26 protein-coding genes are annotated in these 25794 nt (G+C 62.2%); 8 read left to right on the top strand and 18 right to left on the bottom strand.

All coding sequences use genetic code 11. The features are described from left to right. Positions 1 to 30 precede the first annotated feature (30 nt). The 6 genes from yajC to pdxT all read right to left on the bottom strand — a co-directional run bounded on the left by yajC (position 31) and on the right by pdxT (position 4422). Positions 31 to 414 carry a preprotein translocase subunit YajC gene (gene yajC / locus ACNQOP_RS02170; protein ID WP_257367983.1) on the bottom strand — a complete coding sequence of 128 codons (384 nt, stop codon included), beginning with the start codon at positions 412 to 414 and terminating at the stop codon, positions 31 to 33. Positions 415 to 559: 145 nt separating this feature from the next. Then, a complete protein-coding gene (gene ruvB / locus ACNQOP_RS02175) occupies positions 560 to 1636 on the bottom strand; it encodes a Holliday junction branch migration DNA helicase RuvB (RefSeq protein WP_235520779.1) in 1077 nt (358 codons plus the stop codon). After that, complete coding sequence (gene ruvA, locus ACNQOP_RS02180; protein ID WP_349469978.1) at positions 1629 to 2273, bottom strand: Holliday junction branch migration protein RuvA; 645 nt, start codon at positions 2271 to 2273, stop codon at positions 1629 to 1631. The genes ruvB and ruvA overlap by 8 nt, the downstream gene beginning before the upstream one ends. A gap of 68 nt (positions 2274 to 2341) precedes the next feature. After that, the gene (gene ruvC, locus ACNQOP_RS02185) at positions 2342 to 2917 is read right to left on the bottom strand and encodes a crossover junction endodeoxyribonuclease RuvC (RefSeq protein WP_235520783.1); all 576 of its coding nucleotides are present in this window, start codon (positions 2915 to 2917) and stop codon (positions 2342 to 2344) included. Positions 2918 to 2961: 44 nt separating this feature from the next. After that, positions 2962 to 3717 (bottom strand): YebC/PmpR family DNA-binding transcriptional regulator, encoded by a 756-nt coding sequence (locus ACNQOP_RS02190; RefSeq protein ID WP_167265987.1) that lies wholly within the window; start codon positions 3715 to 3717, stop codon positions 2962 to 2964. Between the two features lie 3 nt (positions 3718 to 3720). Further along, positions 3721 to 4422 carry a pyridoxal 5'-phosphate synthase glutaminase subunit PdxT gene (pdxT, locus tag ACNQOP_RS02195; protein ID WP_235520785.1) on the bottom strand — a complete coding sequence of 234 codons (702 nt, stop codon included), beginning with the start codon at positions 4420 to 4422 and terminating at the stop codon, positions 3721 to 3723. Between the two features lie 113 nt (positions 4423 to 4535). Here pdxT and ACNQOP_RS02200 point away from each other — a divergent pair, with 113 nt between their 5' ends. Together ACNQOP_RS02200 and ACNQOP_RS02205 are read left to right on the top strand one after the other, a co-directional pair. Continuing rightward, positions 4536 to 5864 (top strand): MurT ligase domain-containing protein, encoded by a 1329-nt coding sequence (locus ACNQOP_RS02200; protein ID WP_416403160.1) that lies wholly within the window; start codon positions 4536 to 4538, stop codon positions 5862 to 5864. Beyond that, the gene (locus ACNQOP_RS02205) at positions 5861 to 6637 is read left to right on the top strand and encodes a type 1 glutamine amidotransferase (protein ID WP_416403161.1); all 777 of its coding nucleotides are present in this window, start codon (positions 5861 to 5863) and stop codon (positions 6635 to 6637) included. Before ACNQOP_RS02200 ends, ACNQOP_RS02205 begins: the two co-directional genes overlap by 4 nt. Before the next feature lie 3 nt (positions 6638 to 6640). On the opposite strand, the gene ACNQOP_RS02210 is transcribed toward ACNQOP_RS02205, so the two are convergent. Continuing rightward, positions 6641 to 7906, bottom strand: coding sequence for a CapA family protein (locus tag ACNQOP_RS02210; RefSeq protein WP_416403162.1), 1266 nt, complete (start codon positions 7904 to 7906; stop codon positions 6641 to 6643). Positions 7907 to 7979: 73 nt separating this feature from the next. On the opposite strand from ACNQOP_RS02210, the gene ACNQOP_RS02215 reads away from it, so the two are divergent. Then, positions 7980 to 9992 carry a M3 family metallopeptidase gene (locus ACNQOP_RS02215; protein ID WP_416403163.1) on the top strand — a complete coding sequence of 671 codons (2013 nt, stop codon included), beginning with the start codon at positions 7980 to 7982 and terminating at the stop codon, positions 9990 to 9992. Between the two features lie 61 nt (positions 9993 to 10053). On the opposite strand, the gene pdxS is transcribed toward ACNQOP_RS02215, so the two are convergent. The 7 genes from pdxS to ACNQOP_RS02250 all read right to left on the bottom strand — a co-directional run bounded on the left by pdxS (position 10054) and on the right by ACNQOP_RS02250 (position 19508). Beyond that, positions 10054 to 10980: a pyridoxal 5'-phosphate synthase lyase subunit PdxS gene (gene pdxS, locus ACNQOP_RS02220; RefSeq protein WP_416403164.1), complete on the bottom strand. Its 927-nt coding sequence runs from the start codon at positions 10978 to 10980 to the stop codon at positions 10054 to 10056. A 214-nt stretch (positions 10981 to 11194) separates the two neighbouring features. Further along, a complete protein-coding gene (pgsA, locus tag ACNQOP_RS02225) occupies positions 11195 to 11821 on the bottom strand; it encodes a phosphatidylinositol phosphate synthase (protein WP_416403165.1) in 627 nt (208 codons plus the stop codon). Further along, positions 11811 to 12404, bottom strand: a complete 594-nt coding sequence (locus ACNQOP_RS02230) for an HIT family protein (protein WP_416403166.1) — start codon at positions 12402 to 12404, stop codon at positions 11811 to 11813. Before ACNQOP_RS02230 ends, pgsA begins: the two co-directional genes overlap by 11 nt. A gap of 18 nt (positions 12405 to 12422) precedes the next feature. Then, on the bottom strand, positions 12423 to 14432 hold the full coding sequence (gene thrS / locus ACNQOP_RS02235; RefSeq protein ID WP_416403167.1) for a threonine--tRNA ligase: 2010 nt from the start codon (positions 14430 to 14432) through the stop codon (positions 12423 to 12425). Between the two features lie 119 nt (positions 14433 to 14551). Next, positions 14552 to 18052, bottom strand: a complete 3501-nt coding sequence (locus tag ACNQOP_RS02240) for a DNA polymerase III subunit alpha (protein WP_416403168.1) — start codon at positions 18050 to 18052, stop codon at positions 14552 to 14554. 3 nt (positions 18053 to 18055) lie between these two features. Beyond that, the gene (locus ACNQOP_RS02245; protein WP_235520801.1) at positions 18056 to 18373 is read right to left on the bottom strand and encodes a DUF6504 family protein; all 318 of its coding nucleotides are present in this window, start codon (positions 18371 to 18373) and stop codon (positions 18056 to 18058) included. Positions 18374 to 18452: 79 nt separating this feature from the next. Further along, a complete protein-coding gene (locus ACNQOP_RS02250) occupies positions 18453 to 19508 on the bottom strand; it encodes an FAD-dependent monooxygenase (RefSeq protein WP_416403169.1) in 1056 nt (351 codons plus the stop codon). 58 nt (positions 19509 to 19566) lie between these two features. On the opposite strand from ACNQOP_RS02250, the gene ACNQOP_RS02255 reads away from it, so the two are divergent. Together ACNQOP_RS02255 and ACNQOP_RS02260 are read left to right on the top strand one after the other, a co-directional pair. Next, a complete protein-coding gene (locus ACNQOP_RS02255) occupies positions 19567 to 20103 on the top strand; it encodes a TetR/AcrR family transcriptional regulator (protein WP_416403170.1) in 537 nt (178 codons plus the stop codon). Between the two features lie 47 nt (positions 20104 to 20150). Beyond that, positions 20151 to 20540, top strand: a complete 390-nt coding sequence (locus tag ACNQOP_RS02260) for a hypothetical protein (protein ID WP_235520807.1) — start codon at positions 20151 to 20153, stop codon at positions 20538 to 20540. 3 nt (positions 20541 to 20543) lie between these two features. Here the strand turns inward: ACNQOP_RS02260 and ACNQOP_RS02265 are convergent, their stop codons facing one another. After that, on the bottom strand, positions 20544 to 21290 hold the full coding sequence (locus ACNQOP_RS02265; protein ID WP_416403252.1) for an SOS response-associated peptidase: 747 nt from the start codon (positions 21288 to 21290) through the stop codon (positions 20544 to 20546). A gap of 171 nt (positions 21291 to 21461) precedes the next feature. Between ACNQOP_RS02265 and ACNQOP_RS02270 the strand changes: the two genes are divergently transcribed. From ACNQOP_RS02270 to ACNQOP_RS02280, 3 genes are all read left to right on the top strand, one after another. Further along, complete coding sequence (locus ACNQOP_RS02270; protein ID WP_091467878.1) at positions 21462 to 21722, top strand: mycoredoxin; 261 nt, start codon at positions 21462 to 21464, stop codon at positions 21720 to 21722. Between the two features lie 148 nt (positions 21723 to 21870). Further along, positions 21871 to 22956, top strand: a complete 1086-nt coding sequence (locus ACNQOP_RS02275; protein ID WP_257367969.1) for an S-(hydroxymethyl)mycothiol dehydrogenase — start codon at positions 21871 to 21873, stop codon at positions 22954 to 22956. Then, positions 22953 to 23594, top strand: a complete 642-nt coding sequence (locus ACNQOP_RS02280) for an MBL fold metallo-hydrolase (protein WP_257367968.1) — start codon at positions 22953 to 22955, stop codon at positions 23592 to 23594. Before ACNQOP_RS02275 ends, ACNQOP_RS02280 begins: the two co-directional genes overlap by 4 nt. A gap of 101 nt (positions 23595 to 23695) precedes the next feature. Here ACNQOP_RS02280 and ACNQOP_RS02285 read toward each other — a convergent pair whose 3' ends face one another. The 3 genes from ACNQOP_RS02285 to ACNQOP_RS02295 are packed head-to-tail and all read right to left on the bottom strand — an operon-like array spanning position 23696 to position 25778. Beyond that, positions 23696 to 24454, bottom strand: coding sequence for a lipoate--protein ligase family protein (locus ACNQOP_RS02285; RefSeq protein ID WP_416403171.1), 759 nt, complete (start codon positions 24452 to 24454; stop codon positions 23696 to 23698). Next, positions 24454 to 25257, bottom strand: coding sequence for a thioesterase family protein (locus ACNQOP_RS02290; protein ID WP_235520815.1), 804 nt, complete (start codon positions 25255 to 25257; stop codon positions 24454 to 24456). The genes ACNQOP_RS02285 and ACNQOP_RS02290 overlap by 1 nt, the downstream gene beginning before the upstream one ends. 32 nt (positions 25258 to 25289) lie before the next feature. Beyond that, a complete protein-coding gene (locus tag ACNQOP_RS02295; RefSeq protein WP_416403172.1) occupies positions 25290 to 25778 on the bottom strand; it encodes a DedA family protein in 489 nt (162 codons plus the stop codon). Between the last annotated feature and the right edge of the window lie 16 nt (positions 25779 to 25794).

Genomic DNA, 25794 nt, shown 5'->3' on the forward strand with positions numbered 1-25794 from the left:
TCCAGCGCGGTGTTGCCGCGGCTGACAGTGCTAGTTGTCCTTCTTGTCCTCTTTGTTGAGGCGCGCAATGGTCTCTTCCGGGGTCTCAACCGTGGCAGGAGTTTCAGTCCCGGCAACGGTCAGGGAAGATGCGTCGTCCGGAACAACCGGTGTTTCCTCAGCGGCCGGTTCTACTACCTTGGTGACTGCCTGCCGGTGAACCGTAGCTTCGTTGCCCGGGGACAGTTCGATAACGACCTTGTTCTCGGCCTCGTCGATGGAGACGATACGGCCGAAGAGCCCGAAGCTGGTCATGACGTCCACGCCGGGAGCAAACTTGGACTGCATTTCAGCCTGTTGCTGCTGGGTCTTCTTGTTGCGGCGGAACATCATGAAGACAAAGAGTCCAAGCATGACGAACAGCAATATGGTCATTGGATCCACAGGGAAGTTCCGTTCTGTACTTACGTTTTGGTTCACGGCAACGTCCCTGGCTGATCCGCAGAGCGGGCGCATGAATCAAGGACTCGAACGTGCCGAGCGTCATACCAGTCTAAAGGGAAAAGCTGAAGAGAGCGTGTTAACCAGCAGTATCTACGCTTTCGGCGTGGTTTTCGTCCTCACCAAACAGGTCCAGTGCCTCCTGGCCGAATACTCCGGCCGGAACCGCGAAGCCCAGGTGTGTCCACGCTGGAGCCATGGCAATACGTCCCCGCGGCGTCCTCCCGAGCAACCCTTCGCGCACCAGGAACGGTTCCGCCACGGTCTCCACAGTTTCCGGCTCTTCACCCACTGCGATGGCCAACGTGGAGAGGCCCACCGGGCCACCGTTGAACTTGGTAATGAGGGCTTCCAGGACGGATCGGTCGAGGCGGTCCAGCCCACGCTCGTCCACTTCATACATATCCAGGGCCGCAGATGCTGAGCGGGCGTCGATCTGTTCAATGCCGTGCACCAGGGCCCAGTCCCGGACCCGTCGAAGCAGCCGGTTGGCAATACGGGGCGTCCCACGGGAGCGTCCGGCGATTTCGGTGAATCCGGCCGAGTTCACTTTGAGGTCCAACAGCCCGGCGGAGCGGCGAAGCACCAACTCCAGTTCAGCTACGGAGTAGAACTCAAGGTGCCCAGTGAAACCGAACCGGTCACGCAGTGGCCCGGGCAGGAGTCCCGCACGCGTAGTGGCACCCACCAGGGTGAAGGGCGGCAGCTCGAGGGGAATGGCAGTTGCACCCGCTCCTTTGCCCACGACGATGTCTACACGGAAGTCCTCCATGGCCATGTACAACATCTCTTCCGCAGGCCGGGACATACGGTGGATTTCATCGAGGAAAAGCACCTCCCCTTCCGACAACGACGAAAGGATCGCGGCCAGGTCGCCGGCATGCTGGATTGCGGGACCACTGCTGATACGCAAGGGTGCGTTCATTTCGGCAGCAATGATCATGGCCAGCGTTGTTTTGCCCAGTCCGGGAGGGCCGGACATCAAAACGTGGTCGGCGCTGCGCCCACGCATCTTCGACGCTTCGAGGACAAGTGCCAGCTGTTTCCGGACGCGATGCTGGCCTACGAAGTCATGGAGGTTCTTGGGACGGAGGGCGGCCTCAATGACCCGCTCTTCCGGTTCCTCTCCCCCGCTGACGAGTGACTGCTCAGCCACGGCTGCCTACGCGGTTTCCGGCGCGTGCGCCGTCCTGGCCGAGCCAACGGAGCGTGGCACGGAGGATCTGGGCGACATTTCCTGCCTCCACCAGCTCCGGAGAATCGGCCATGGCTTTGTCGATGCTTCCGGTTGCGTCCTTTTCGGACCAACCAAGGCTGGTCATGGCCGCGACCACCTGGGGCTTCCACTCGGCCTTGATCGGGGCCTGGGGCTGGGCGGATGTACCCGTGCCGTGCGGAACGAGCTTTCCGGCGAGCTCCAAAACAATGCGTCCGGCTACCTTCGGGCCAATTCCGGGCACCTTGGTGAACGTCTTGCCGTCACCGGTGTGCGCAGCCACCCGGATGGCTTCGGGTTCGTGAACCGCAAGGACGGCAAGCGCCAACCTTGGTCCCACGCCACTCACGCTCAACAGGACGTCGAAGACTTCCCGTTCGTCATCATCAGCAAAGCCGAAGAGCGTCAGGGAATCCTCCCTGACGATCATGGAGGTGAAGAGCTTGGCTTCGGTTCCTACCTTGAGGTGGCTCAGGGTCTGCGGCGTCGCAAAGACACTCATGCCTGCGCCGTTGAGGTCAATAACGGCGGTGGACAAACCAACGTGGGCTACGGTTCCACGGAGAAAACTGATCAAGACCCGGCTCCTGAATTAGCGGACTATCCGAACATATCTACGAATACCCTAGCAAGGGCAGGCGACAATCACCGCGCGCGGCGCGCTTTCGCTTCGGCGTCGGCCCATGCCTTCTGCGCAGGTGTCAGTGTTCCCTTGCCGGATCCACCTGCGGATCCCATGCCGCTGCCTGCACGCCAGGCGTGGGTGAGCGCCAGGGCCAGGGCGTCAGCCGCATCTGCCGGTTTGGGCGGCGCATTCAGTCGCAGGATCTTGGTGACGAGTTTGGTAACGGCATCCTTGTTGGCCGTACCGCTCCCCGTTACCGCGGCCTTAACCTCGGACGGCGTATGGAGGGCCACGGGGATACCGCGGCGTGCCGCGGCGGCGATCACCACCCCGGAAGCCTGGGCCACACCCATCACGGTGCTCACGTTCATCTGCGAGAAGACACGCTCGACGGCGACGACGTCCGGTTTGTGCAGGTCGAGCCACTCATCGATTGCCTGGGCGATGACCAGCAATCGCTTGTCCAACGTCAGCTCAGCTGACGTCCCGACCACTCCGACGGCCACCATTGTGGCCCTTCGGTTCTGCTCGATGTCCACCACGCCGATGCCGCAACGGGTAAGGCCCGGATCGACTCCCAATACGCGAAGAGTCAATTCCGGGCCTTCCTAAGAGATATCAAAGCTGAGTGCTGCCGCGCCTAGTCGGCGTCGAGGGCAGCCTGCACTTCCTCGCTGAGGTCCGCGTTGCTGTAGACGTTCTGGACATCGTCCAGGTCTTCCAGCGCGTCCACGAGCTTCATGAACTTGCGGGCACCATCGACGTCGAGGTCAACCTGCATGGACGGCACGAATTCAGCTTCATCGGTTTCGTAGTCGATGCCTGCTTCCTTCAGGGCGTCGCGGATGGCCTGGAGGTCTGAGGGCTCCGAGTGGATTTCCCAGTTCTCGCCGCTGTCCTTGACTTCCTCGGCGCCGGCTTCAAGGACTGCCATCAGGATGTCGTCCTCGCTGAGGCCGTTCTTCGGCAGGACAACGACGCCCTTGCGGGCAAAGAGGTAGCTCACGGAACCGGGGTCGGCGATGGTGCCGCCGTTGCGGGAGATGGCGAGACGGACCTCGGAGGCTGCGCGGTTCTTGTTGTCGGTCAGGCACTCGATCAGCAGGGCCGAACCCTGGGGGCCCCGGGCTTCGTACATGATTTCGGTGTAGTCGACGACTTCGCCGGTGAGTCCGGCACCACGCTTGATGGCGCGGTCGATGTTGTCGTTGGGCACTGAAGTCTTCTTGGCCTTGGTGACGGCGAGTTCCAGGCCGGGGTTTCCGGCGAGGTCAGGGCCGCCCATGCGGGCAGCGACTTCGATGTTCTTGATCAGTTTTGCGAACGACTTTGCACGCCGGCTGTCAATGATGGCTTTTTTGTGCTTGGTGGTCGCCCATTTGGAGTGGCCTGACATGCTTTACGCTTCTCCTCTGATCATTCGAATAAAGAGTTCATGCACGCGCTTCTCCCCCGTCACTTCCGGGTGGAAGGAGGTGGCCAGCAATTGGCCGGAGCGCACTGCAACAATTCTAGCCACTCCGTGCAAAGTGGCCGTGTGGCTGGCGTGGTCCGGATCGACCTGGGCCAGAACTTCGACGCCGGGGCCGACGCGTTCCACCCATGGGCCGCGGATGAACACTGCGTGGACTGGCTCTACACCGGATTCGCCGGCACTGAAGTCCAGCCCCTTGAAATCGAGGTCTGTCTCGAAGGATTCGCGCTGGCGGCCAAAGGCATTGCGGCGCACCGTGATGTCGAGTCCGCCGAAGGTCTGCTGGGGGGCTCCCGCGAGGTCGGTGGCCGGGTCGGCGATCTCGTCAGCAAGGAGGATCATGCCGGCACAGGAACCGTAGACAGGGAGTCCTTCTGCAATGCGCTTTTGCAACGGATCGCGGAGCTCAAAGATCCGGGACAGTTTGTCGATGGTGGTCGATTCGCCGCCCGGGATGATCAGGCCGTCGATGTCGTCAAGCTCTGCCGGCCGGCGGATACCCACGCCGGTAGCTCCAGCGGCCTCCACGGCATGGATGTGCTCGCGGAAATCGCCCTGGAGAGCCAGTACGCCGATCCGGAGTCCTGAACCCACGCGTGATGAAGCGTCGGAAAGGGGGGTTGTCATTGGACCATCATAGTGCTCCCGGCCCGGCCAGTGGTTGATGCGAACCGTCCTGCACCGGTCGTGCACCGCCGAAGGGCCAGGTTCCATGCCATGACTGGGATATATTACAGAGCATGCTTTCCTTCAGCGTTCCCCTCGGCAAGCTGGTCCGCAGGCTCTCCCGACTTCGGGGCGGCGGCTCGGCTTTTCCCGGCTTGGTGGTCGAGAAAATCGATCCCGGCTTCATGCAGCGAACGTTGGCTTCCCTGCCGCACGGCGTAGCCGTGGTGAGTGGCACAAACGGGAAAACCACCACTACCAAAATGGTGGTGGAGCTTCTCGAAAGCCAAGGCCTGAAAGTCTTCACCAACCGGTCCGGAAGCAACTTCACCCGCGGTGTCGCAGCTTCCCTGCTGGGTGACGTCGACTGGCGTGGCCGCCTCGACGCGGATATTGCCGTGTTGGAACTCGACGAAGCCCATGCAGTGCATTTCGTCAACAAGGTCCAGCCGCGCTACAGCCTCCTGCTGAACGTCCTGCGGGACCAGCTGGACCGCTTCGGCGAGATCGACAAGACCGCCCGTTTGCTGGAGCACATCGCTTCAAAGACAACCGACACCGTTGTCCTGAACCGCGAAGATCCGCGTGTTGCGCGGATCGCCACCGTCGTCAACAGCCTGGACGCCGTCCACCACCCCGCCATCCGGTACTTCGGCCTGGATGAGTCACTGCGCAGCACGTTCCCCAACGACGACGAAATGCGCACCGGCAGCGGCCCTTCACCGTCCGGAACTTCAGTAGCCGCAGCGCCCGGTGAGGCAGTAGACCTGCCGGCTGCCGACGTCGTGCTCCGCAGGGTCGGCGCGCAGGACGCTGACTTTGAGTTCGACGGCGAGACCGTCAGTACCGCCATGAAGCTCCGCGGGGTCTACAACATTTTCAATGCCGCCGCCGCATTGTCGCTGACCAGGGCGATCCTTGGCACCGGACCTGTTGATACGCCCAAACTGGTGAAGGCCCTGGGTGAGGTTGCTCCCGCATTCGGCCGTGGAGAGAGCCTGACGGTGGACGGGCAGCCGCTTGAGCTGGTCCTTGTTAAGAACCCCAGCGGATTCCGCCTCGGCCTCAAGTCGTTCCCTGCCGGCGGCTATGCCACCATGATCGCCATCAACGACAACTACGCTGACGGCAGGGATATGTCCTGGCTGTGGGACGTGGAGTTCGATTCCCTCCGTGAAAACGGGGTGGAGGTCCTCACGGGCGTCCGGGCGTATGACATGGCCTTGCGTCTTCAATACGACGACGTCCGGTTCGGAGTTGTGGAGCCGGACATCACCGCCGCCCTCCGCACGTTCATTGATGGCTCCCGCGGCAAACCCAAGCGGGTCTTCTGCACCTACACCTCCATGCTCGCCATTCGCCGTGAGCTCGCCAAAATCACCATAGTTGAGGTGGTCTCATGACCTCGGAAACACAGCCCAAGCCGAAAACACAGCCCAGCCCGGAAACGCAGCCCAGCAAGGGCACCATCCGCGTCCTTCAGCTCTATCCCAAAGAGATGAACATCTACGGCGACTGGGGCAACGCCCTGGTCCTGCAGCAGCGCATCAAGTGGCACGGCTACACGCCTGAACTGCTGGAGTACAACGTTGGCGATGAATTCCCCGAAGACATCGACATTGTGGTGGGCGGCGGCGGTCAGGACAGTGGCCAGCTGGTCATCCAGGACGATCTCCAGGCCCAGGCGCCGCACCTCAGGAGAATGGCCGACGACGGTGCCCCCATGCTGGTAATTTGCGGGCTTTACCAACTTTTCGGCAAGTTCTTCAAGACCAGCACTGGCCCTGTGATCCCGGGAATTGGCATCCTGGATATTGAAACCCACGGCACGGACGAACGGCTGATTGGCAACGTCATCATGAAGTCCACCGAGTTCGGGGACATCCTGGGGTACGAGAACCACAGCGGACAGACCACCTTGGGTCCCGGCGTCGAACCTCTCGGTACGGTGACCAAGGGTGCCGGCAACAACAGTAAGGACGGCCACGAAGGCGCCCGCTACAACAATGTGGTGGCAAGTTATTTGCACGGCTCGTTGCTGCCGAAGAACCCGGCGATTGCGGACTTCCTGATCCGGACCGCTGCGGAACGCAAGTTCGGCTCTTTCGTCCCGGGAGCGCCCGACGACGATTATGCCCGTCTCGCGCGCGAACACGCCGCCCGGCGTCCGCGCTAGGACCTATTTCTCCTTGGTGATCAGCAGTTCGTGGGCACCGGCGGAGGCCGCGCCCATGGACTCGACAACCGTCTTGGTGCGTTGATGGGTTTCGGCATCCGCCGCGGGCGAGGCACACACTCCCTGGGGTGCGTCGCTTGCCACTGAGCACCAGCGGTACGGGTCGCGGACAATGACCGACGGCGCCCATGCGAGATCCGACGCGGTCCAGGTGCCGGCAGCGTTCTGGCTGAACTGTGCCCGGACCAGGAGACCCTCATTGTTGACGACATACCAGGGGGACAACTCGGTGATGCCGTTGCCCAGTCCGTAGACGATCCAAGTCCCCTTGTAGCTCTCGATCGGGAGCACGGAGTGGGTGTGGTGACCGTAGATCATGGTGAACTGGCCACTGTCCACCAGCGCGTGCGCAACATCGCGCTGCTGGGCGTTGGCTTCGCTGGCGTACTCGTCGCCGGCATGCATGACGCCCAGGACAATGTCGGCCCCGAGCGCTCTGGCGCGCGTCGCTTTTTCGATCATTGCGGCTGGATCAAGCTCGTCCACAAGCCACGGATATTCGGGGATCTGCCCGTTGTGGCCGTAAGTGCCGGCGATGACGGCCACCTTGGCAGCATCGGTCTGAAGCATCAGAATCTCTTTGGACGCCGCTTCCGTCCGGTAGGAACCGGTGTGCTTCAGCCCTGCAGTATCCAGGGCGTCCAGGGTTCGGAGCAGTCCTTCGGTCCCACGGTCAATGGTGTGGTTGCTCGCGGTGGTGCACGCCTGGTAGCCGACGTCCTTGGAAGCGGTTGTGATCTGTGGGGGAACGTTGAAGGACGGGTATGCGGAGAAGGGTCCGTCGGGTGTGCCGACAGGGGTTTCCTGGTGGCAGATGGCGAGGTCGCTCTTGCTGATGTAGCGCCGCTGCCCTTCAAGGAGTGGCACGAAGGTATACCCAGGCAATCCCGCGGCTACGGCGTCTGCCCTGGCCTGCTGCCAGAGCTGGGTGTGGACCAGCATGTCTCCCGTAACCGTAATCGAGGTACACCGCAGTTCCGGACAAGCGGGCCCTTTTCCGGCGGTTGGGTTGGGAGACGGTGTTGTAGTGGGCGATGAAGACTTTGTGGCCGGGGCCGTGGCTGCGTTACTGCCGTCCTGCTGGTTATTTTCGGCGATCACCCCACAGGCACCCAACGACAGCGCAAGGGCAGCAACGATGGCCAGCTTCAGCCCCGACGCACGCGTGGCGTATGCCCACGACTTTGTGACCTTCCCCATATTTGCCATCCTACGGGCGCTGTAGGCCGGATCAGGGCGCGCCGCTCTTGAGGACACGATTCTTACGTGAAAGAGTCACTTCATGATCAATCCTCTCGTGAGTCCCAGTTCCTTGCCGTACGGGCTCCCACCGTTCGACGGAGTCACAGCCGGGCACTACGCCGAAGCCGTCGAGGCAGGGCTCGCTGAGCACCTGCAGGAGATCAAGCTCATCGTAGAGAACCCGGAGGCTGCGTCGTTCGAGAACACTGCCGTGGCGATGGAACGCTCCGGGAGGCTCCTGCACAGGGCGGCATCAGCGTTCTATACGTTGGTCTCAGCGGATGCCACGGACGACATCAAGGCATTGGAAATCGAATTATCACCCAAGTTCTCCGCCCACCAGGATGCGGTGTACATGGACCGCGGACTCTACGAGCGGTTCGCGGCCATCGACATGGCCGGACTCGATCCTGAATCAACCCGACTTGTGGAGGAATACCTCAAGGAGTTCCGGCAGTCCGGAATCCAACTCGATGACGACGGCCAAGGCAGGCTGCGCGACGTCAACGCCGAGCTCTCCCGTTTGGGAACCAGGTTTGGCCAGCGCGTAAAGGACGCCATGAAGGCCTCGGCCCTGATCCTCGATGACGAGGCGGACCTGGCCGGGCTCCCACCCGAAGACATCGCCGGCGCCGCAGAGGCCGCCAAAGCCGCTGGCCACGACGGTAAGTACCTCATCACCCTCATTCAACCCAGCAACCAGCCGGCCCTCGCCTCATTGGAAAACCGGAGCATCCGCCGTCGTCTCTATGAAGCGTCCCTCGCCCGCGGCACCGACGGCGGGCCGCTGGACGTGCGCGAACTCGTGACAGCTACTGTGCAACTGCGCGCAGAAAAGGCATCCCTCCTGGGGTTCGCCAACTACGCCGAACTGGTAGTGGATCAACAAACCGCACCGGATTTTGCCGCAGTCCAAGCAATGCTTGGCCGCTTGGCGCCCGCCGCGGTGCGGAACGCACAGGCGGAAGCCGACGCCTTGGCACAGTCTGCGGGCCACCCCCTGGAGGCCTGGGACTGGGCTTTCTACTCGTCCCGCGTTCGCAAGGACAAGTTCCAAGTGGACGAACAGGCGCTCCGGCCATATTTCACTTTGGACGCCGTACTGCGCGACGGGGTGTTCCACGCGGCCACGCAATTGTATGGTTTGAGCTTCCACGAGCGGGACGACCTGCAGGGCTACCATCCCGACGTCCGGGTGTGGGAGGTCCGAAACGAAGACGGCACCGGCCTTGGCCTGTTCCTCGGCGACTACTACACCCGGGAGTCCAAGCGCGGCGGGGCGTGGATGAACTCCCTCATGGACCAGTCCAGGCTGCTAGGCACCCAATCCGTGGTGATCAACAACCTCAACATCACCAAGCCGGCTCCGGGCGAACCGACGCTGCTCACCCTTGACGAGGTACGCACCGTCTTCCACGAATTTGGCCATGCCCTCCACGGCCTTCTCTCGGATGTCACGTACCCACGGTTTTCCGGAACCTCCGTGCCACGTGACTTCGTGGAATATCCGTCGCAAGTCAACGAAATGTGGATCATGTGGCCCGAGGTCCTGGCCAACTATGCCCGCCATCATGAAACTGGTGAGCCACTCCCCCAGGAGATCGTCGATAAAGTCAACGACTCCCTGCTATGGGGTGAAGGTTTTGCAACCACGGAATACCTGGGCGCGGCGCTGTTGGACCTTGCCTGGCATGTGCTCTCCGCTGCGGATGTACCCGATGATGTGCTGGCCTTCGAGGCTAAGGCCCTGGCCGACGCCGGCGTCGCCCACCCACTGATTCCGCCACGCTACCGGACCGGGTATTTCCAGCACATCTTTGCCGGCGCGGGGTACGCGGCCGGATACTACTCCTACATTTGGAGCGAGGTTCTGGATGCCGACACCGTGGAATGGTTCAAGGAAAACGGGGGCCTCAACCGCGCGAACGGCGATCACTTCAGGGCAGAATTGCTGTCCCGGGGAAACAGCCGCGACCCCTTGGAATCGTTCAGGGCATTCCGGGGCCGGAAAGCCGAACTGGAACCGCTGCTCACGCGCCGGGGACTGAGCTGACAACGACGCCGGGTGGCCACCTCTGTGAGGCGACCACCCGGCGTCGTACTGCTTTTGCTATTTACCAGCCGCGCTCGGCGAGGCGGTGGGGCTGCGGGATTTCGTCGACGTTGATGCCGACCATCGCTTCGCCCAGGCCGCGGGAGACCTTGGCAATGACATCGGGGGCATCGTAGAACGTGGTGGCCTTGACGACAGCGGCTGCGCGCTCTGCCGGGTTACCGGACTTGAAGATGCCGGAACCCACGAACACACCGTCGGCGCCGAGCTGCATCATCATCGCAGCATCAGCCGGGGTTGCGATGCCACCAGCGGTGAACAGGACCACCGGGAGCTTGCCGGTGGCAGCGATTTCCTTGACCAGTTCGTACGGGGCCTGCAGTTCCTTGGCCGCAACGTACAGCTCGTCCTCGGGGAGGGCGGCGAGCTTGGCGATCTCGGCACGGATCTTGCGCATGTGACCGGTCGCGTTGGACACATCGCCGGTACCGGCCTCGCCCTTGGAACGGATCATCGCAGCGCCCTCGTTGATGCGGCGCAGCGCCTCACCCAGGTTGGTCGCACCACAGACGAAGGGAACGGTGAAGTTCCACTTGTCGATGTGGTTGATGTAGTCGGCCGGGGTCAGGACCTCGGACTCGTCGATGTAGTCAACACCGAGGGACTGCAGGACCTGGGCTTCGACGAAGTGGCCGATGCGGGCCTTGGCCATGACCGGGATGGACACGGCGGCGATGATCTGATCGATCATGTCCGGATCGGACATGCGGGACACGCCACCCTGGGCGCGGATGTCGGCCGGGACACGCTCGAGGGCCATGACGGCAACGGCGCCGGCGTCCTCGGCAATACGGGCCTGCTCGACGTTAACGACGTCCATGATGACGCCGCCCTTGAGCATCTCAGCCATGCCCCGCTTAACGCGGCTGCTGCCCGTGACGCTGTTCGCGGACGAACCGGCTTCGTTGCTTACATCTGGTGTAGACACAAAAACCCCTATGGGTAGATAAACGACCTTCTTGCCGGAGCCACGCGCAGCCACACGACCGCTATCAGTGCACACCGGGTTTCAGGTCAAGGTGACCAAGTACTAGTAATAGTAGTCGCACGTTGCAGGGCCGCAGTACATTCATTACTGCCTTTGGGGGCAACAATCAGTGCTGTGGTAGGACGCCTGCACAAATGCGGAAGCAACACTCTGGTCACATGCCAGTTCCCTCGACCTCGGCCATGGCTTGCCGGTGGACCGTGGCCATTCTTTGGACGATCGTGACCACACTGGCAATGGCAAGCAGGACCAGGGTGGCGAACAGCACCACAGGTGGAAGGCCCAGTCCCGTGAGTCCGGCAATCAGCAAAACAGACGCCAAACGTTCGGCGCGCTCAGCGATCCCAACACTGGCTTGGTAGCCAAGGGATTCGGCTTTGGCCCGCGCGTAGGAGACCACCATTCCCAGGACAAGGCATACGACGGCGGCTGCTCCGATGGCGGGGTCGTGGCCTCCGGTGAAAAACCAGATGGTAAGGCCCGCGAAAATGGCACCGTCAGCCAACCGGTCCAAGGTGGAATCCAGGAAGTTGCCCCACCCCCCGCTCCGTCCTTGCAACCTGGCCATGATGCCGTCCACCACGTCCGAGAAGGCGAAGAAAGCAACCACCACTGAGCCCCACCACAAATGGCCAAGCGGGTAGAGGACCAGTCCGCCGAGAATCACGCCCGCTGTCCCCGCAATGGTGACGGCGTCAGGGGACACACCTATCCTGAGGAGCCAGCGGGCCAGTGGGGTAAAGAGTGAGGTAAAAAAGCCGCGCGCATGCCTATTGAGCATTCGACTCCCCCGGCCAGGCTTCAGCCACAAGCTTGCGGACCTCATCGAGTGTCTGCGTGATGGCCTTGGTCTGGGCGATGATGGGGAAGAAGTTCCCGTCCCCACCCCAGCGCGGAACGACGTGCTGGTGCAGGTGCGCGGCGATGCCGGCGCCACCCGTCACTCCCTGGTTCATGCCCAGGTTGAAGCCACTCGGGTTGGAGACTTTCCGCAGGACGCGCATTGCGGTTTGGGTCAGCTCAGCGAACTCGGCCGTCTCCTCCACTGTGATGTCCGTGTAGTCGGGCACGTGGCGGTAGGGGCAGATCAACAGATGCCCCGGGTTGTACGGGAACAAATTGAGGACCACGTAGCAGGACTTTCCCCGGTGGACGATGAGGGATTCCTCATCAGAACGGGTGGGTCCTACACAGAATGGGCAATCGTCCTTGTTCTTGAACTGATCCTGCCCGCCTTTGATGTAGGCCATCCGGTGCGGAGTCCACAGGCGCTGGAATGCGTCCGGGACGCCCGCGAGTCCGAAGTCATCTGTTACTTCGGCGTCGCCTGGAATGCCGTCTGCTGCGCCTGTGTTCTCCTGCACCGTCTGTGTCCCGTCCCGTCAGCTCTCGCGGTTCTTGACAGCGTCCACGATCCGGCGGACCGCCTCAGCCACGGGCACGCCATTATCCTGGCTGCCGTCCCGGAAGCGGAACGATACAGCACTGGCTTCGGCGTCCTCTCCCCCGGCGATGAGGACGAACGGGATCTTGTCCTTGCTGGCAGTTCGGATCTTCTTCGGGAAGCGGTCAGAGGAGATATCCACTTCGGCCCGGATTCCTGCAGCCTTGAGCTGGTCCACGACGTCGAACATGTAGTCGTTGAATGTCTCGGCTACCGGAATGCCCACTACCTGGACGGGAGCGAGCCACGCGGGGAAGGCACCGGCATAGTGTTCGGTGAGGACGCCCATGAAGCGTTCAACAGAACCGAACAGGGCGCGGTGGATCATGACCGGCCGCTGGCGCGTGCCGTCGGCGGCCTGGTACTCCAGTTCGAAGCGTTCGGGCAGGTTGAAGTCCAGCTGGATGGTGGACATCTGCCAGGTCCGGCCCAGTGCATCTTTGGCCTGCACCGAGATCTTGGGACCGTAGAACGCTGCTCCACCCGGGTCCGGGACAAGTTCCAAGCCGGAAGCTGCGGCGACCTCGGAAAGGGTGCGGGTGGCCTCTTCCCAAGCTGCGTCGTCGCCGACGAACTTTTCCTCGTTCTTGGTGGAGAGCTCCAGGTAGAAGTCGTCCAGACCGTAGTCCTTGAGGAGGCCCAGGACGAAGTTCAGGGTAGTGGTGAGTTCGTCCTTCATCTGCTCGCGCGTGCAGTAGATGTGGGCGTCATCCTGTGTCATGCCGCGAACGCGTGTCAGGCCATGGACGACGCCGGATTTCTCGTACCGGTACACAGATCCGAATTCGAACAAACGCAGCGGCAGTTCACGGTAGGAACGGCCACGCGAGCGGAAGATCAGGTTGTGCATGGGGCAGTTCATCGGCTTCAGGTAGTAATCCTGCGCCGGCTTGCGGACGGTACCGTCTTCATTGAATTCGGCGTCCACCTGCATGGCAGGGAACATTCCGTCCTTGTACCAATCCAGGTGGCCGGAAACCTCGTAAAGGTGCCCCTTGGTGATGTGCGGCGTGTAAACGAACTCGTAGCCGGCATCCACATGGCGCTTGCGAGAGTAGTCTTCCATCTCCTTGCGGATGATGCCGCCCTTGGGGTGGAAAACGGGGAGGCCGGAACCAAGCTCATCCGGGAAGGAGAACAGGTCCAGCTCGACGCCGAGCTTGCGGTGGTCGCGGCGTTCGGCTTCGGCAATGCGTTCCTGGTAGGCCTTGAGGGCCTCCTTTGTAGGCCATGCCGTGCCATAGATGCGCTGCAGCTGCTGGTTGTTCTGGTTACCCAGCCAGTAGGCGGCGGAGGAACGGGTCAACGCAAAGGCGTTGGAAATGATTTTGGTGTTGGGCAGGTGGGGTCCGCGGCACAAATCGCACCAGACGCTCTCGCCGCTCTTCCTGTCCACGTTGTCGTAGATGGTGATATCGCCGGCTCCGACTTCAACGTTGACGCCTTCAACAGCGTCGGTTGAGTCGTTCTTCTTCCCCAGCAGTTCGAGCTTGTAGGGCTCGTTTGCCATGGCTTCGCGGGCTTCTTCTTCGGTGACCACCCGGCGAACGAACTTCTGGTTCTGGTTGATGATCTTCTGCATCATCTTTTCCAGCTGACGCAGGTCTTCCGGCGTGAAGGGCTCGGCTACGTCAAAGTCGAAGTAGAAGCCGTCAGTGATGTACGGGCCGATGCCAAGCTTGGCGTCGGGACGCAACTGCTGAACAGCCTGTGCCATGACGTGCGCGGTGGAGTGGCGCAGAACATTGAGGCCATCGGGGGATTCGATGGTGACGCCTTCGATTTCAGCGTTGGCGGGAAGCACCTGGTCGAGGTCTTTCAGCACGCCGTTGACACGGGCTACAACGACATCGCGGCGCTCGAAGAAGAGTTCCGCGCCGGTAGTCCCTTCCGTCACCTTGGTCTCTTCGCCATCGACGATGAGGGTGATCTGTTGGGCATCTGACACGGGTGTCTCCTATTCATGGTTGAGGCTTCATAGCTTGTGGCGTACGGGGACCACAGCCAGCCATCGTCAATCGTATCGGTTTCGATGAAGGCGGCCAAAGCAGCACGCCGTCACCGGATTCAGCTGCCTAGGCCCGTGATGGCAAGGTTCCGGGAGATCCCGTGAAGAGGTCCGTGGCGCGTGTATTCATCAGGCAGACCACCTCCCGATGGAAAGAGTTCAGCGTAGGGCAGGGTCTCGGGCTTGCTGAGGTCCCATGCTTTGCTGGCGCTCAGGCTGATTCCCCTGGGACCGGTCCTCCTGGTAGTTCCCCGGATCAGCAACATCCGGGTGCCGAACAGCAGTGGACCCGACTCTTCCTGTGCTTCGTGGAAGAAAACAGAGTCGACGCAACCCGTGCCGTCGTCGATGCTGATGAACACCACACGCCGCCCTCCACGCATGGGAGGGGTTTGGGTGGCGACCCGCACTCCAGCCACCAGGACCTCAGTGCCGTTTCGAAGCCCCAGAAGTTTGTCAGCTGTAGTGACTCCGAGCTTGTCCAACAACGGCCTATGGCTCTCCATCAGGTGCTCGCTGACGTCCATTGCCATCAGGTCAAGCTCCGCCCTGACAGTTTCCACCCGGGTGGGGGGCGGCAGTTCCGGGGGCAGGTTCCTCAGCTCAACATCCCCCAGCGCAAACGACAGTTGCCCTTCAATGACATCGGCAGCCTTCCGGGTAGAAGTTGTTTGGAGGGCTTGCAGATGCTGTACGAGGTCTGCGCGGTTTGCTTTTCCGCCGGAATCCCTATGGAGGGCATCAAAGGCCCCCAACTGCGCCAGCCTTTTGATGTTCGGCTTACTAACCCTTGCCCGGGCCCTGAGGTCGGCGAGGGAATCGTAGGGTTGGCCTGCCACGATTCTCTTCAGCTCCGCCCCGGACAGCCCATAGATTCCGGTCAGGCTCAGACGGATGCCGAGCTTGCCGGCGTCAGGGCCCTCCAGGATTTTTTCGACCCGGTATTCAGCATGGCTTCGGTTGATGTCCAACGGGAGGATGGGTATGCCGAGCCGGCGGGCTTCTGCGACCAGGAGGCGTTTGGGATACATCCCGGGATCGTGTTCCCACAGCCCTGCGAGGAAGGCTTCGGGATGATGGGTCTTGAGCCAGGCCGATTGGTAGGTGGGCACGGCAAACGCTGCCCCATGGGCCTTGCAGAAGCCGAAGCTGCCAAAGGCCTTGAGGGTCCCCCAGACCTTGTCCACGACCTCTGGTGGATAGTTCTTGATGGCTTCCTTGCGAAAGAATTTTTCGACGCCGGGTTCGTGGACTTCGTCGCCCAGCGCACGACGGAACTCGTCAGCCCTGTCCAGTCCGCATTTGGTCATGACATCGAATGTCTTGAGGATTTGTTCGTGGAAGACGGTGACACCATGCGTTTCCTCCAGCACTGGCTTGAGGTCCGGATGCGGATAGACCTCAGGGGCAAAGCCGTGCCTGTGTTCCAGGAAGGGCCGGACCATGTCAGATTTCATGGGCCCGGGCCTGAAGAGGGAAATATCTATGATGAGGTCGTTGAATTCACGGGGCGCCATCTTGCCAATGAGCTCGCGCTGACCCGGGGATTCAATTTGGAAGCACCCCAGGGTGTGCGTGCTCCTGATCAGCTCATACGTGGCCTGGTCGTCGAAGGGCACAGCGTTGAGGTCGATCCTGCCATCCGGCGCAATATAGTCAGGACCTGAACCACCCGGCCCGATGGGATGCCGACCGGCTTTCACCACCTCATCCTTCCCCGGATGCAACCGGATAACCTCCCGGACAGCAAAAGCCATGGCACTTTGCATCCGCACGCCAAGGACATCCAGTTTCAGCATGCCCATGGGATCCATGTCGTGCTTGTCGAACTGGCTCATCGGCAGGCCCAAGCCGCTGGGTTGCACAGGAGTGCGGTCCAGGAGCGTGGCGTCACCCAGGATCACTCCACAGGGGTGCATGGAGATGTGGCGGGGCAAGCGGTCCAGCCTTTCAGTCAGGTCCACCAGGAGATCGAGCTGCTGGTTTTCTTCCAAAGCACCCCGTTCCACCCGCCCGGCAAATTCGCGAAGTTCGGGCTTCTCCACCAGCGCCTCACGGAATTTCCGGGCAGAGAACCTCCACAGCTGCTTGGCGATCCCGCTGATCTCACCTTCGTCCATGCCCAATGCCATGCCCGCATCCCGGACTGCGCCCCTTGCCCGGTAACCGTTTTGCATGCTCATGAGGGTGACGCGTTCAGCCCCGAACCGGTCAAAGATTTTTCGATAGACGTTATGCCGTTCAGCACTTTCAACATCAATGTCGATATCAGGCAGGGTCGATCGGCGCCCGGAAAGGAAACGTTCGAAGATGAGGTCGTGGCGGATCGGGTCAACCTGGCTGATGTCGATCAAATAATTGACCAGGCTGGAGGCACCGGATCCTCGGGCCGCGACCCTGACCCCCATTTCCAGGATCATCCGTGAGACCTCAGCCACGGTGAGGAAGTAGGAGCCGAAACCAAGGTTTCCAATAATTCCGAGCTCGTGGTCCAACCGCGAGCGCAGCCGTTCTTCGGCCGGGCCACTGATACCGGGGAATCGTCGGCTGATTCCTGCGTTGCATCGTTCGGACAGTTCGACCATTGGATCTTTTTCGATACCGATGATGGAGGCTTCTGGGACAACCGGCGTTTTCCATCCCATATCGAGGACGGGGTTGATCCGGCATTTGTCGGCGAGGGCTTCAGTGTTGGCAAGGAGTTTGTGAAGGTCTGCTTTGCCGAGGCCTGCGGCGCCCATGATTTCCTTGCCCAGTTGAAGCATCTGGTGGGCGTCCTTGAGCCATCCTTGGCCCGTCGGCTGGAGCATTGGGGCGGTAGAGAGTTCGGGGAGGGATTTGAGGGTACGGGCTGAGTCGAGGACGTCGGCGGTGGCGGCGCCGTCCTGTGCGCAGTAGCGGACGGCGTTGCTGAGGATCACAGGGACGTTGTATTCCAGCGCAAGTTTGAGCATCCTTACGGCGTGGGCGGTGCTGAGGGGTTCTCCGGGGGCGCTGAGGTGGGTCACTGTTTCGGCAACGATGGTGCCTGGTGGCATGGCGTTGATCCACTCGTTGAAGAGTGTCCGGGGCCGGAGGTATTTGCGTCCTCCCATGGATTGCCCCACATCGGAGTCCGGTCCAATCAGGACCGTGAGGACAGGTTTCAATGTTTGGGGGTCGAGGGTTCGTGAGGCGAGTTCACTTCGGGTGACTGCGACCGGGATGGTTCCACCGGCTTTTCCTGAGGTCCGTGCATGTGCGTCGGAGATGAGGCGGCAGAGTGCCCTGTATCCGGCCCCGTTGTTATTGCCATGGGCAAGGACGACGACGCGGCCCGAGATCCGGGTGCGGTGGTCGCCGTCGTCGTCGAAGACTGCAAGGTCGACCCCCACGATGGGGTCGATGCCGGCGTCCATGCAGGCTTTGATGTGTTTTACGGTTCCGTACAGCCCGTCCCTGTCGGTACAGGCGAGCGCGGTTGCTGAGTCTGCCGCAGCGGCTTGGGCAAGTTCATCGGGCCAGGAGACGCCATAGTGGGCGCTGAAGGCTGTTGCGACGTGCAGGTGGGTGAAGCTCAAGGGTCACGCTGCTTCGTCGGGTTCAACGGCGCGTGCAGGTGCGGCGTCGTGGATGCGGAGTAGCCGCCATCGCCCGCTGCCAAGGTGGCGGACGACGTCGAGGGTGATGGTGTTTTCGAGTTGTACGCGCCAGATTTCGTGGTCAACCAGCCCTGCTCCGCTGCCGATGGGTGCACGGGTTTCCTCTGCCCACCACTTGCGCCGTTCGAACCATCGGTTCGGTTCTCCCGTGACTTTGTAGCTGGTCCCTTTCCATGTGACTTCCAGTGGCTGGCCCTGGTCTGTGCAGATGACGTCCACTGATTCGCTGAACAGTCCCATATCCACACTCCTTGCGCCTGAGTTCGTATTCGAAAGTATGTTCGAATACTTCCAGTTTACGACGCTGTACCGACAAAACCTACTTCGAAGTTTTCGCCTTTCCGTGGGTTCGGGAGACACTCTTTCCCGCTTGCTTCAGCAAGGCGTCCCGCGCGGGTTGCCAGCGCTGGGCGAGGGAAATCCTGCCCATCAGGGACGATGCCAACCGCATTTGCTGAGTACGGAGTACACGCTTCCTTTCATACTTGGCGAGCGCTTCCTCTATCGGCAGGTCATTGAGCAGCCCTCCCAGGGTCACGGCATCAATGAGTGCTTCGCAGGCGCCCCTGCCGAGGTTGGGAGTCATGGCGTGGGCGGCATCTCCGATCAATACGACCCTTCCCTTTGCGTAGCGGGCAAGGGGAGGGGTGGTCCAGATGCGTTGGGCCAGCGAATTTTCGTCGGATGCCTGGGAAAGCACCTGCTGCACGGCTGATGAGTACCCGGCATAGCGCCCCCTTGTCTCTTCGAGCGCTTCTTCGACGTCGACCCGCCCTGGACCCAGGTGGGATCTGAAGGAGGCGTACCAGTTGGTTCCGCCCACGGCCGGGGCCATGCCGAAAATCTCGCCCTTGCCCCAGTACTCTCCAACATCCCCGGGTGATGGGACCGTGGGTACTACCCCACGTATGGCCAGGAACGGCGTCGCCTTGGCGGTACTGCGTTTCCCCCATGCAGCTTGGCGAACCACGCTATGGACGCCGTCCGCACCCACCGTCAACCCAGCGGGAGCGGGAAGGCTTTCCACCCGCTGCGTAACCCGGCGTACGACGCCCGGCACGGCGGAGTCCAGCAGGCTGAGCAGCTCGGTCCGGGAGACGCCGAGCAAGCCCTCTCCTTCCATGGACAGCACCGGCTCTCCTCCCGGATTCCGGAGGGCGCCCGCGCTGATGACGGAGCCCCGCCCCCTTACTGCACCGAGTATCCCCAACCGGGACAGGGCCCGCTGGGCTTCGGGCCACATCGCCAACGTTGTTCCGACTGTGGGGAGTTGGGGTCTTTGCTCGTGCAGGGTGACCGTGAAGCGTCCGGGATCCAGCCGGGCTGCGAGCGCCAGCCCGGCTATCCCGCCGCCAATAATGTCTACGTTTTCCATGCGGTCACTGTACTACTACATTTGTAGTACTACCAGGGGTTGAAGCTAGACTTTCGCCATGGCTGACCGACGCACACTCCTCGCCGACGCAGCGCTCGCCGTTGTCTCCGCGCAAGGCCTCAAAGGACTCACCCACCGCGCCGTCGACGCCCAGGCCGGCGTCGCCGTCGGAACTACCTCCAACTATTTCCGCAACCGCGCCGCTTTAGTGGCAGCCGCCGTCGACCGCGTTGAAGAACAAGACAACCGGCTGCTGCAGCAGGGAGCCCTGGAGGTTCCGACGTCGGTGCCCGCTTTGGCGGGTCAACTCGCCACCGCAGTCATGGCACTCGCGCACGAAAACGCTGAACTGACCCGGACACGGTTCGTCCTGGCCCTCGACCAGCCGGACACTGTGGCAGCCGGCCATGAACGGATGCTCTCCGCCTTGGCGCAGGTCTTTGAAACCATGGGCATACCCGATGCCAGGGCGCGGGCGGAAGCTGTGGCCGATTACAGCGACGGACTTGCCCTGCACACCCTTACTGCGCGCCGTGGACAAAGCCTTGAGCCCACAGTCGTGGCGAGCAACATCCAGCGCCTCCTGGAGGGCTAACCGGCCAGGGGGTGGACGGCAGAGGGTCCGCAGAGCAGGATTGTGCCATGAGTACCAATGACGCACTCCTCAAGCAGGTCAACATCTCCGCCTCCGACGAGAACCTGGTGGCACGGTTCGAAATTGACGGCAACATTCCTGGCTCCGGCGCCTACGTCGTGGGCCTTGTTGCTGCCAGCGAAGACTACTCCTCCCAGCGCAGGTTGGGGATCGAGTTCATGAACGGTGAAGCGATCTCGTTCTACTCGTTCAACCACGCACTCAGCGCGGAGGAAAATTACGATATCAAGGGCGTGGAGCACTCCGGCAACGTCATCACGGGCAACTTCCCCATCTCTGCCATTCATGGACTCAGCAAGGGACACGTCATGACAGCGTTCAGCGAAGCAGACGGCCGGGATTTCCAGTCCGGCGTCCCCGTGAACGAAGCGCTCTGACCGCTAGAAGAGCCCTTCCACGGGTTCAATGAGTTCCGGTGAGTTGTTGCGGACATTACCCACAGCGGCACCCACCGGGTCGATGGTCCAATCGGCCGCTGCGTCGTGCGCCCTGGAACGGACCAGTTCCACCAACCCCGCCGCATCCTTTTCCCGCGGATCAAGCCAGGCTTCCATCGTCTCGGTGCTCATAGGCAAGGGAACGCGGTCATGGAGGGCAGTCAGTTCGTCAAACACCGAGGCACTGCGCCGGGTCCGGGCTGATTCGGCCGTCGGGGTGTCTGCGGTCAGAATGGACATCGAAAGCAGCCAGCGTCCCGGGTCATCGGGTGAAGCCGACTGGTCCTTCCACCACTCATACAACCCCGCGAAGACCAGTCCATGCCCGTCCCCCGGGTGCACGTAATAGGGCTGCTTGCTCTTTCCCTCACCCTTCTTCCACTCGTAGTAGCCATCGGCAGGGACCGCACACCGGCGCGCAACGGCGGCCTTCTTGAAGGAGGGCTTCTCCAAGAGGGTTTCACTGCGGGCGTTAATCAGCCTGGCACCGCCCTTGGGATCCTTGGCCCACGAAGGCACGAGCCCCCACTTGGCAACATGCAGCTGCCTTTTCGGGTGATCGTCAACAAGCCTCTCCAGGACAACGGGAACCGCATCTGTCGGGGCAACATTCCACGACTTTTCCAAGGCGATCTCGTTCTCCAGCTCGGCGTCAAAGTCGGCGAGCAGGTCCCCCACCGCACGGGCCATTACATAGCGTCCACACATGCGAACAGTCTGCCCTTTCCCGAAGGAACGCACCAGCGCGGACATGTGATGTCATGTGCGCTTCCCTGCCGTACGGGAATTATTCGGTACCGGGTTACCGTTGTCAGGAGGGAACCAACCCGCGAAAACGACCCACTTACTGAGGAGAGCTCTGTGGACTTCACTCCCGACTCCGGCACCATCACCATGTTCTCGACCACCTGGTGCGGTTACTGCAACCGCCTGAAGAAGCAGCTGGACGCCAAGGGCATCGGCTACACCGAGATCAACATCGAAGAAGTCGATGGCACCGCCGAACTCGTCGAGCAGCTCAACGGTGGAAACCGCACCGTTCCCACCGTGCTTTTCCCGGACGGCACGGCAGCGACCAACCCCTCGGCATCCGAGGTTGAGAAGCGCCTGGTCGCCGTATAACCGCTGGCTCCACGCGTAACCGCACCAGGGTCCGCCGGAACAATCCACACGCTGTCTGCCACCTGTGATAGACAGAATGGGAATCCGTAGCGGGCCCTTCTGCAGTTATCCGGGCCCGCTCTCCGCGAGCCCGAAGGGAACCCTCTCCATGGTCCACGCAGTCAAAGGCGTCGTCGTCCGCTCCAAAGGCGCGCCCGCAACCCTCGAAACCGTCTTGGTACCCGAACCCGGACCCGGCGAAGCCCTCGTTGACATCCTCACCAGCGGCGTCTGCCACACCGACCTCCACTACAAGCTGGGCGGCATCAGTGACGACTTCCCGTTCCTGCTGGGCCACGAAGCCACCGGCGTCGTCAGCGCGGTGGGTCCCGATGTCACCGACGTCGCCCCCGGCGACCGCGTAGTCCTCAACTGGCGGGCAGTCTGCGGAAACTGCCGCGCCTGTAAGCGCGGTCAAGCCCAGTACTGCTTCAACACCCACAACGCCACGCAAAAGATGACCCTCGAGGACGGCACCGAGTTGTCGCCGGCCCTGGGCATCGGGGCGTTCATCGAAAAGACGCTCGTAGCTGCCGGGCAGTGCACCAAAGTAGACTCCGACGCCGATCCCGCCGCCGTCGGCCTGCTCGGCTGCGGCGTCATGGCAGGTCTGGGCGCCGCGATCAACACCGGCGGGGTCAAGCGCGGCGACTCCGTTGCCGTCATCGGCTGCGGAGGTGTTGGCGTAGCCGCCATCGCCGGCGCTGCGCTCGCAGGGGCCACCACCATCATCGCGGTGGACATCGACCCCAAGAAGCTCGAACGCGCCAAGGAACTGGGAGCCACCCACACCGTCGATTCCTCTGCCGGGGACCCCGTCGAGGAAATCCGTGCGCTCACCGGCGGTTTCGGAGCGGACGTGGTGATTGACGCCGTCGGAAGGCCCGAAACCTATAAGCAGGCCTTCTACGCCCGCGATCTCGCCGGAACCGTTGTCCTGGTGGGCGTCCCCACCCCCGAGATGACGCTTGAGCTGCCGCTCCTGGATGTCTTTGGCCGTGGCGGCTCTTTGAAATCCTCCTGGTACGGCGACTGCCTGCCCTCCAGGGACTTCCCCATGCTGGTTGACCTTTACAAGCAGGGCAGGTTGGACCTCGATGCCTTCGTCACCGAGCGCATCTCCATCAACCAGGTGGAAGAAGCGTTCGACAAAATGCACCAGGGCGCCGTCCTCCGCTCGGTGGTTGAACTGTGAACGCCGGATCCAACCCCACGATCGATCGCGTCGTAACCTCCGGAACCTTCTCCCTCGACGGCGGAACATGGGAGGTGGATAACAATGTGTGGATCATCGGTGACGCCGAGGAGTGCATCGTCATCGATCCCGCCCACGATCCCTCCGCGATTGTCGACGCCGTCAACGGCCGGGCAGTGACAGCCATCCTGCTCACACACGGCCACGACGACCACATCCGCTATGCCGGCGAATTCCGGGAGCTCACCAAGGCACCGGTGTACCTGCACAAGGACGACTGGATGCTCTGGCACGATGTCTTTCCGGAAGCCGATCCTGACAACTCCATCGCTGACGGAGATACCTTCACCGTTGCCGGGGCAACACTGGAGGCGATCCACACACCCGGCCACTCGCCGGGGTCGGTGTCCTTCCACCTGCCCAGCCAGGCGACGCTCTTCAGCGGCGATACCCTCTTCCAGGGCGGGCCAGGAGCCACAGGACGGTCCTACAGCGACTTCCCCACCATCATCGAATCCATCCGTACACGGTTGCTGCCGCTCCCCGCGGAAACAGTGGTCCGCACAGGACACGGTGACACCACCACCATCGGTTCCGAGGCCCCGCACCTGGACGAATGGATCGCCCGCGGACACTAGCCCTTAAGGGACGGCTGCGGCCGGCTGCCACCTTTTTCGAGGAGGCAGCCGGCCGCAGCCGTGGCTATTGACCAGCCGTGGTTATTGCCCCGCCGTGGCCATTAACCCAGGAGCGCCGGGAAGTCGCCGTCGAGGACGTCCGCGTAACCACGGTAGGCCTCGATCACGGCGTCCTCGACGGTTTTGACATCCAGGTGCGGCAGCAGGTCGTTTGCCGCACCAGCGGTAGCCGGATCCCAGTCCAGTCCGAGGGCTGCGTAACTGGCCGTCAAAACGTTGCGGATGGGCTGCGAGTTCTCCACCACGATCACTGAACTGAAGAGCCAACCGCCGGAAACCACGCGTTGCGCGGTGCCGATCAGCTTGATCCGGTGCGCAGGAAAGTCCGGGTCCTCACCGTGGACGCTGAACTCACCAGGGCAATACTCCCCCGGGATTTCTCCGACGGCGGCGTGGACGCCAACGCTGCGCAGGGCACCGGCCAGCAAATCGCCAAATTCCGAAAACCGTGCCTTGGCCCGGACGATGGCGTCGGGGTGGGGCTCCACATGATCGATCACCAGCGAGCCTTCGTGGTAAGCAGCCGCCCGGCCGCCGGCTTTGCGGACCAGCGGCTCGAACCCCAGCTCGCGGCACGCTTCTTCGGCGGCACCAAAACCCGGCAGGTTAGCATCGCGCTGGCCGAAGGCAACCGTCGGCTTCGGGCGGTACAGACGCAGGGACGGCCCCAACTGACCGCTCCGGGCACGTTTCAGGAGCTCCAAAGCGAAGTCGAGGTCCTCTGCCGCCCCCAATGACTTGGGCTGACGGTATGCCGTCAGCTGTTTACGTTCCGAGACTTCCGTCGTGGCCGCACCCACTAGCTCTTCCTCAGGGTCAGGATCTGCTCGGCCCGGCCGAACGGTCCGTTGACGTCGTGAAGCACGGTGGACGTCAGGCCAATGCCGTCTGCCCCGAAGGAGACCTTGTTGTCCAACCCCAACCATTCGCCCGCAGGCGCCCTGTACATGTGGATCTGCAGGTCCAGGTTGGGGAAGATGTAGCTGTTTTCTCCGGGCGGAACGCGGGCGGCGATGCCGTTGGCCGTATCCACGAGTCCCATCAGCCGTGCCAGGTCCGTGCTGTCGTCCCGATCGGTCAGCGGGTGCGAGGTCCGGATCCACACTCGGCCTGAGCCCGGACGGTGCCCCTCGGCCAAGCGCATTTCCAGGGAACGGATGTAGCCGCCGGGCCACACGCTGGCACCGTCCCACGGTTTGCACTCGTCCGGAGCGGGCATCGGTTCATCTTCGACGGCGGCCACAGCGCTGGTGTCACTGGTGATCATTCGCCATGCAGCCGCCCGGATGGCCACCCGGCCCCCTGCTGAAAGTTCGGCCTGGATGAGTTCGATGGTCCTGCCCGGCCTCAGCGTCGAGGTGGTGACCTGGAACTCCCCGCCCGGAATGAGCCCCAAAATTTCATAGCTGATCCGCGCCAGGCGAACATCGTCCCTGGGCTCGTGCCGGACCAAAGCATCAGCGATGATGCCGGAGGCCGGGGCCATGTGCTGTTCATGCGGATTCCAGGCACCCTGGGCGTGGATCGTCGAGCGGTAGCGCCCCGATCCCAACGACTTGTAGTAGAAATCGCCGTCCGCCAAATCCGGTAATGCAGTAGTCAAACCTAAGCCTTTCGCCGATCCAGCTGTAGAACTCAGACCACTGTATCCGCTGATTTGGCCGCTGCCCGACGCCGGCGGAACACGACAACCCAGACCACAACCGCCGCCAAAGTGGCAACGCCCAACGCGGCACCCACAGGCGACGCCGCAGCCACCGCCAACCAGGCCTCCAAGGCAGCCAGGCCAATGGTGGCGTACAGCAATGCCCAGACCATGGAGCCGATAACGGCTGCAGGGAGGTAACGGCGCAGCGGCATACGGGCCACGCCGGCTGCCAGGTTGATGGCCGTCTGCAGGCCAATGGTCAGGAAGGAAAGCACGACGGCGTACGGTCCCCAACGCTGGATGAGCGCTTGGGCCCGGGCTGCTTTGGGTCGCTCCAGGGAATTGCCCAAACGGGTGTGCGCTAAGCCGGCAACCGCTCCCCGGCCAATCCAATACGTGACGTTGACGCGGATCATGACGATGGCGAAGAGCGCCGCGAGGGCGACACCGAAGGGCAAGCTCATGATCTGGTCCACTCGACTTAGGCTACCC

Origin of the sequence: Arthrobacter sp. LFS091, assembly GCF_047977885.1 — a bacterium.
Taxonomy (GTDB): domain Bacteria; phylum Actinomycetota; class Actinomycetes; order Actinomycetales; family Micrococcaceae; genus Arthrobacter.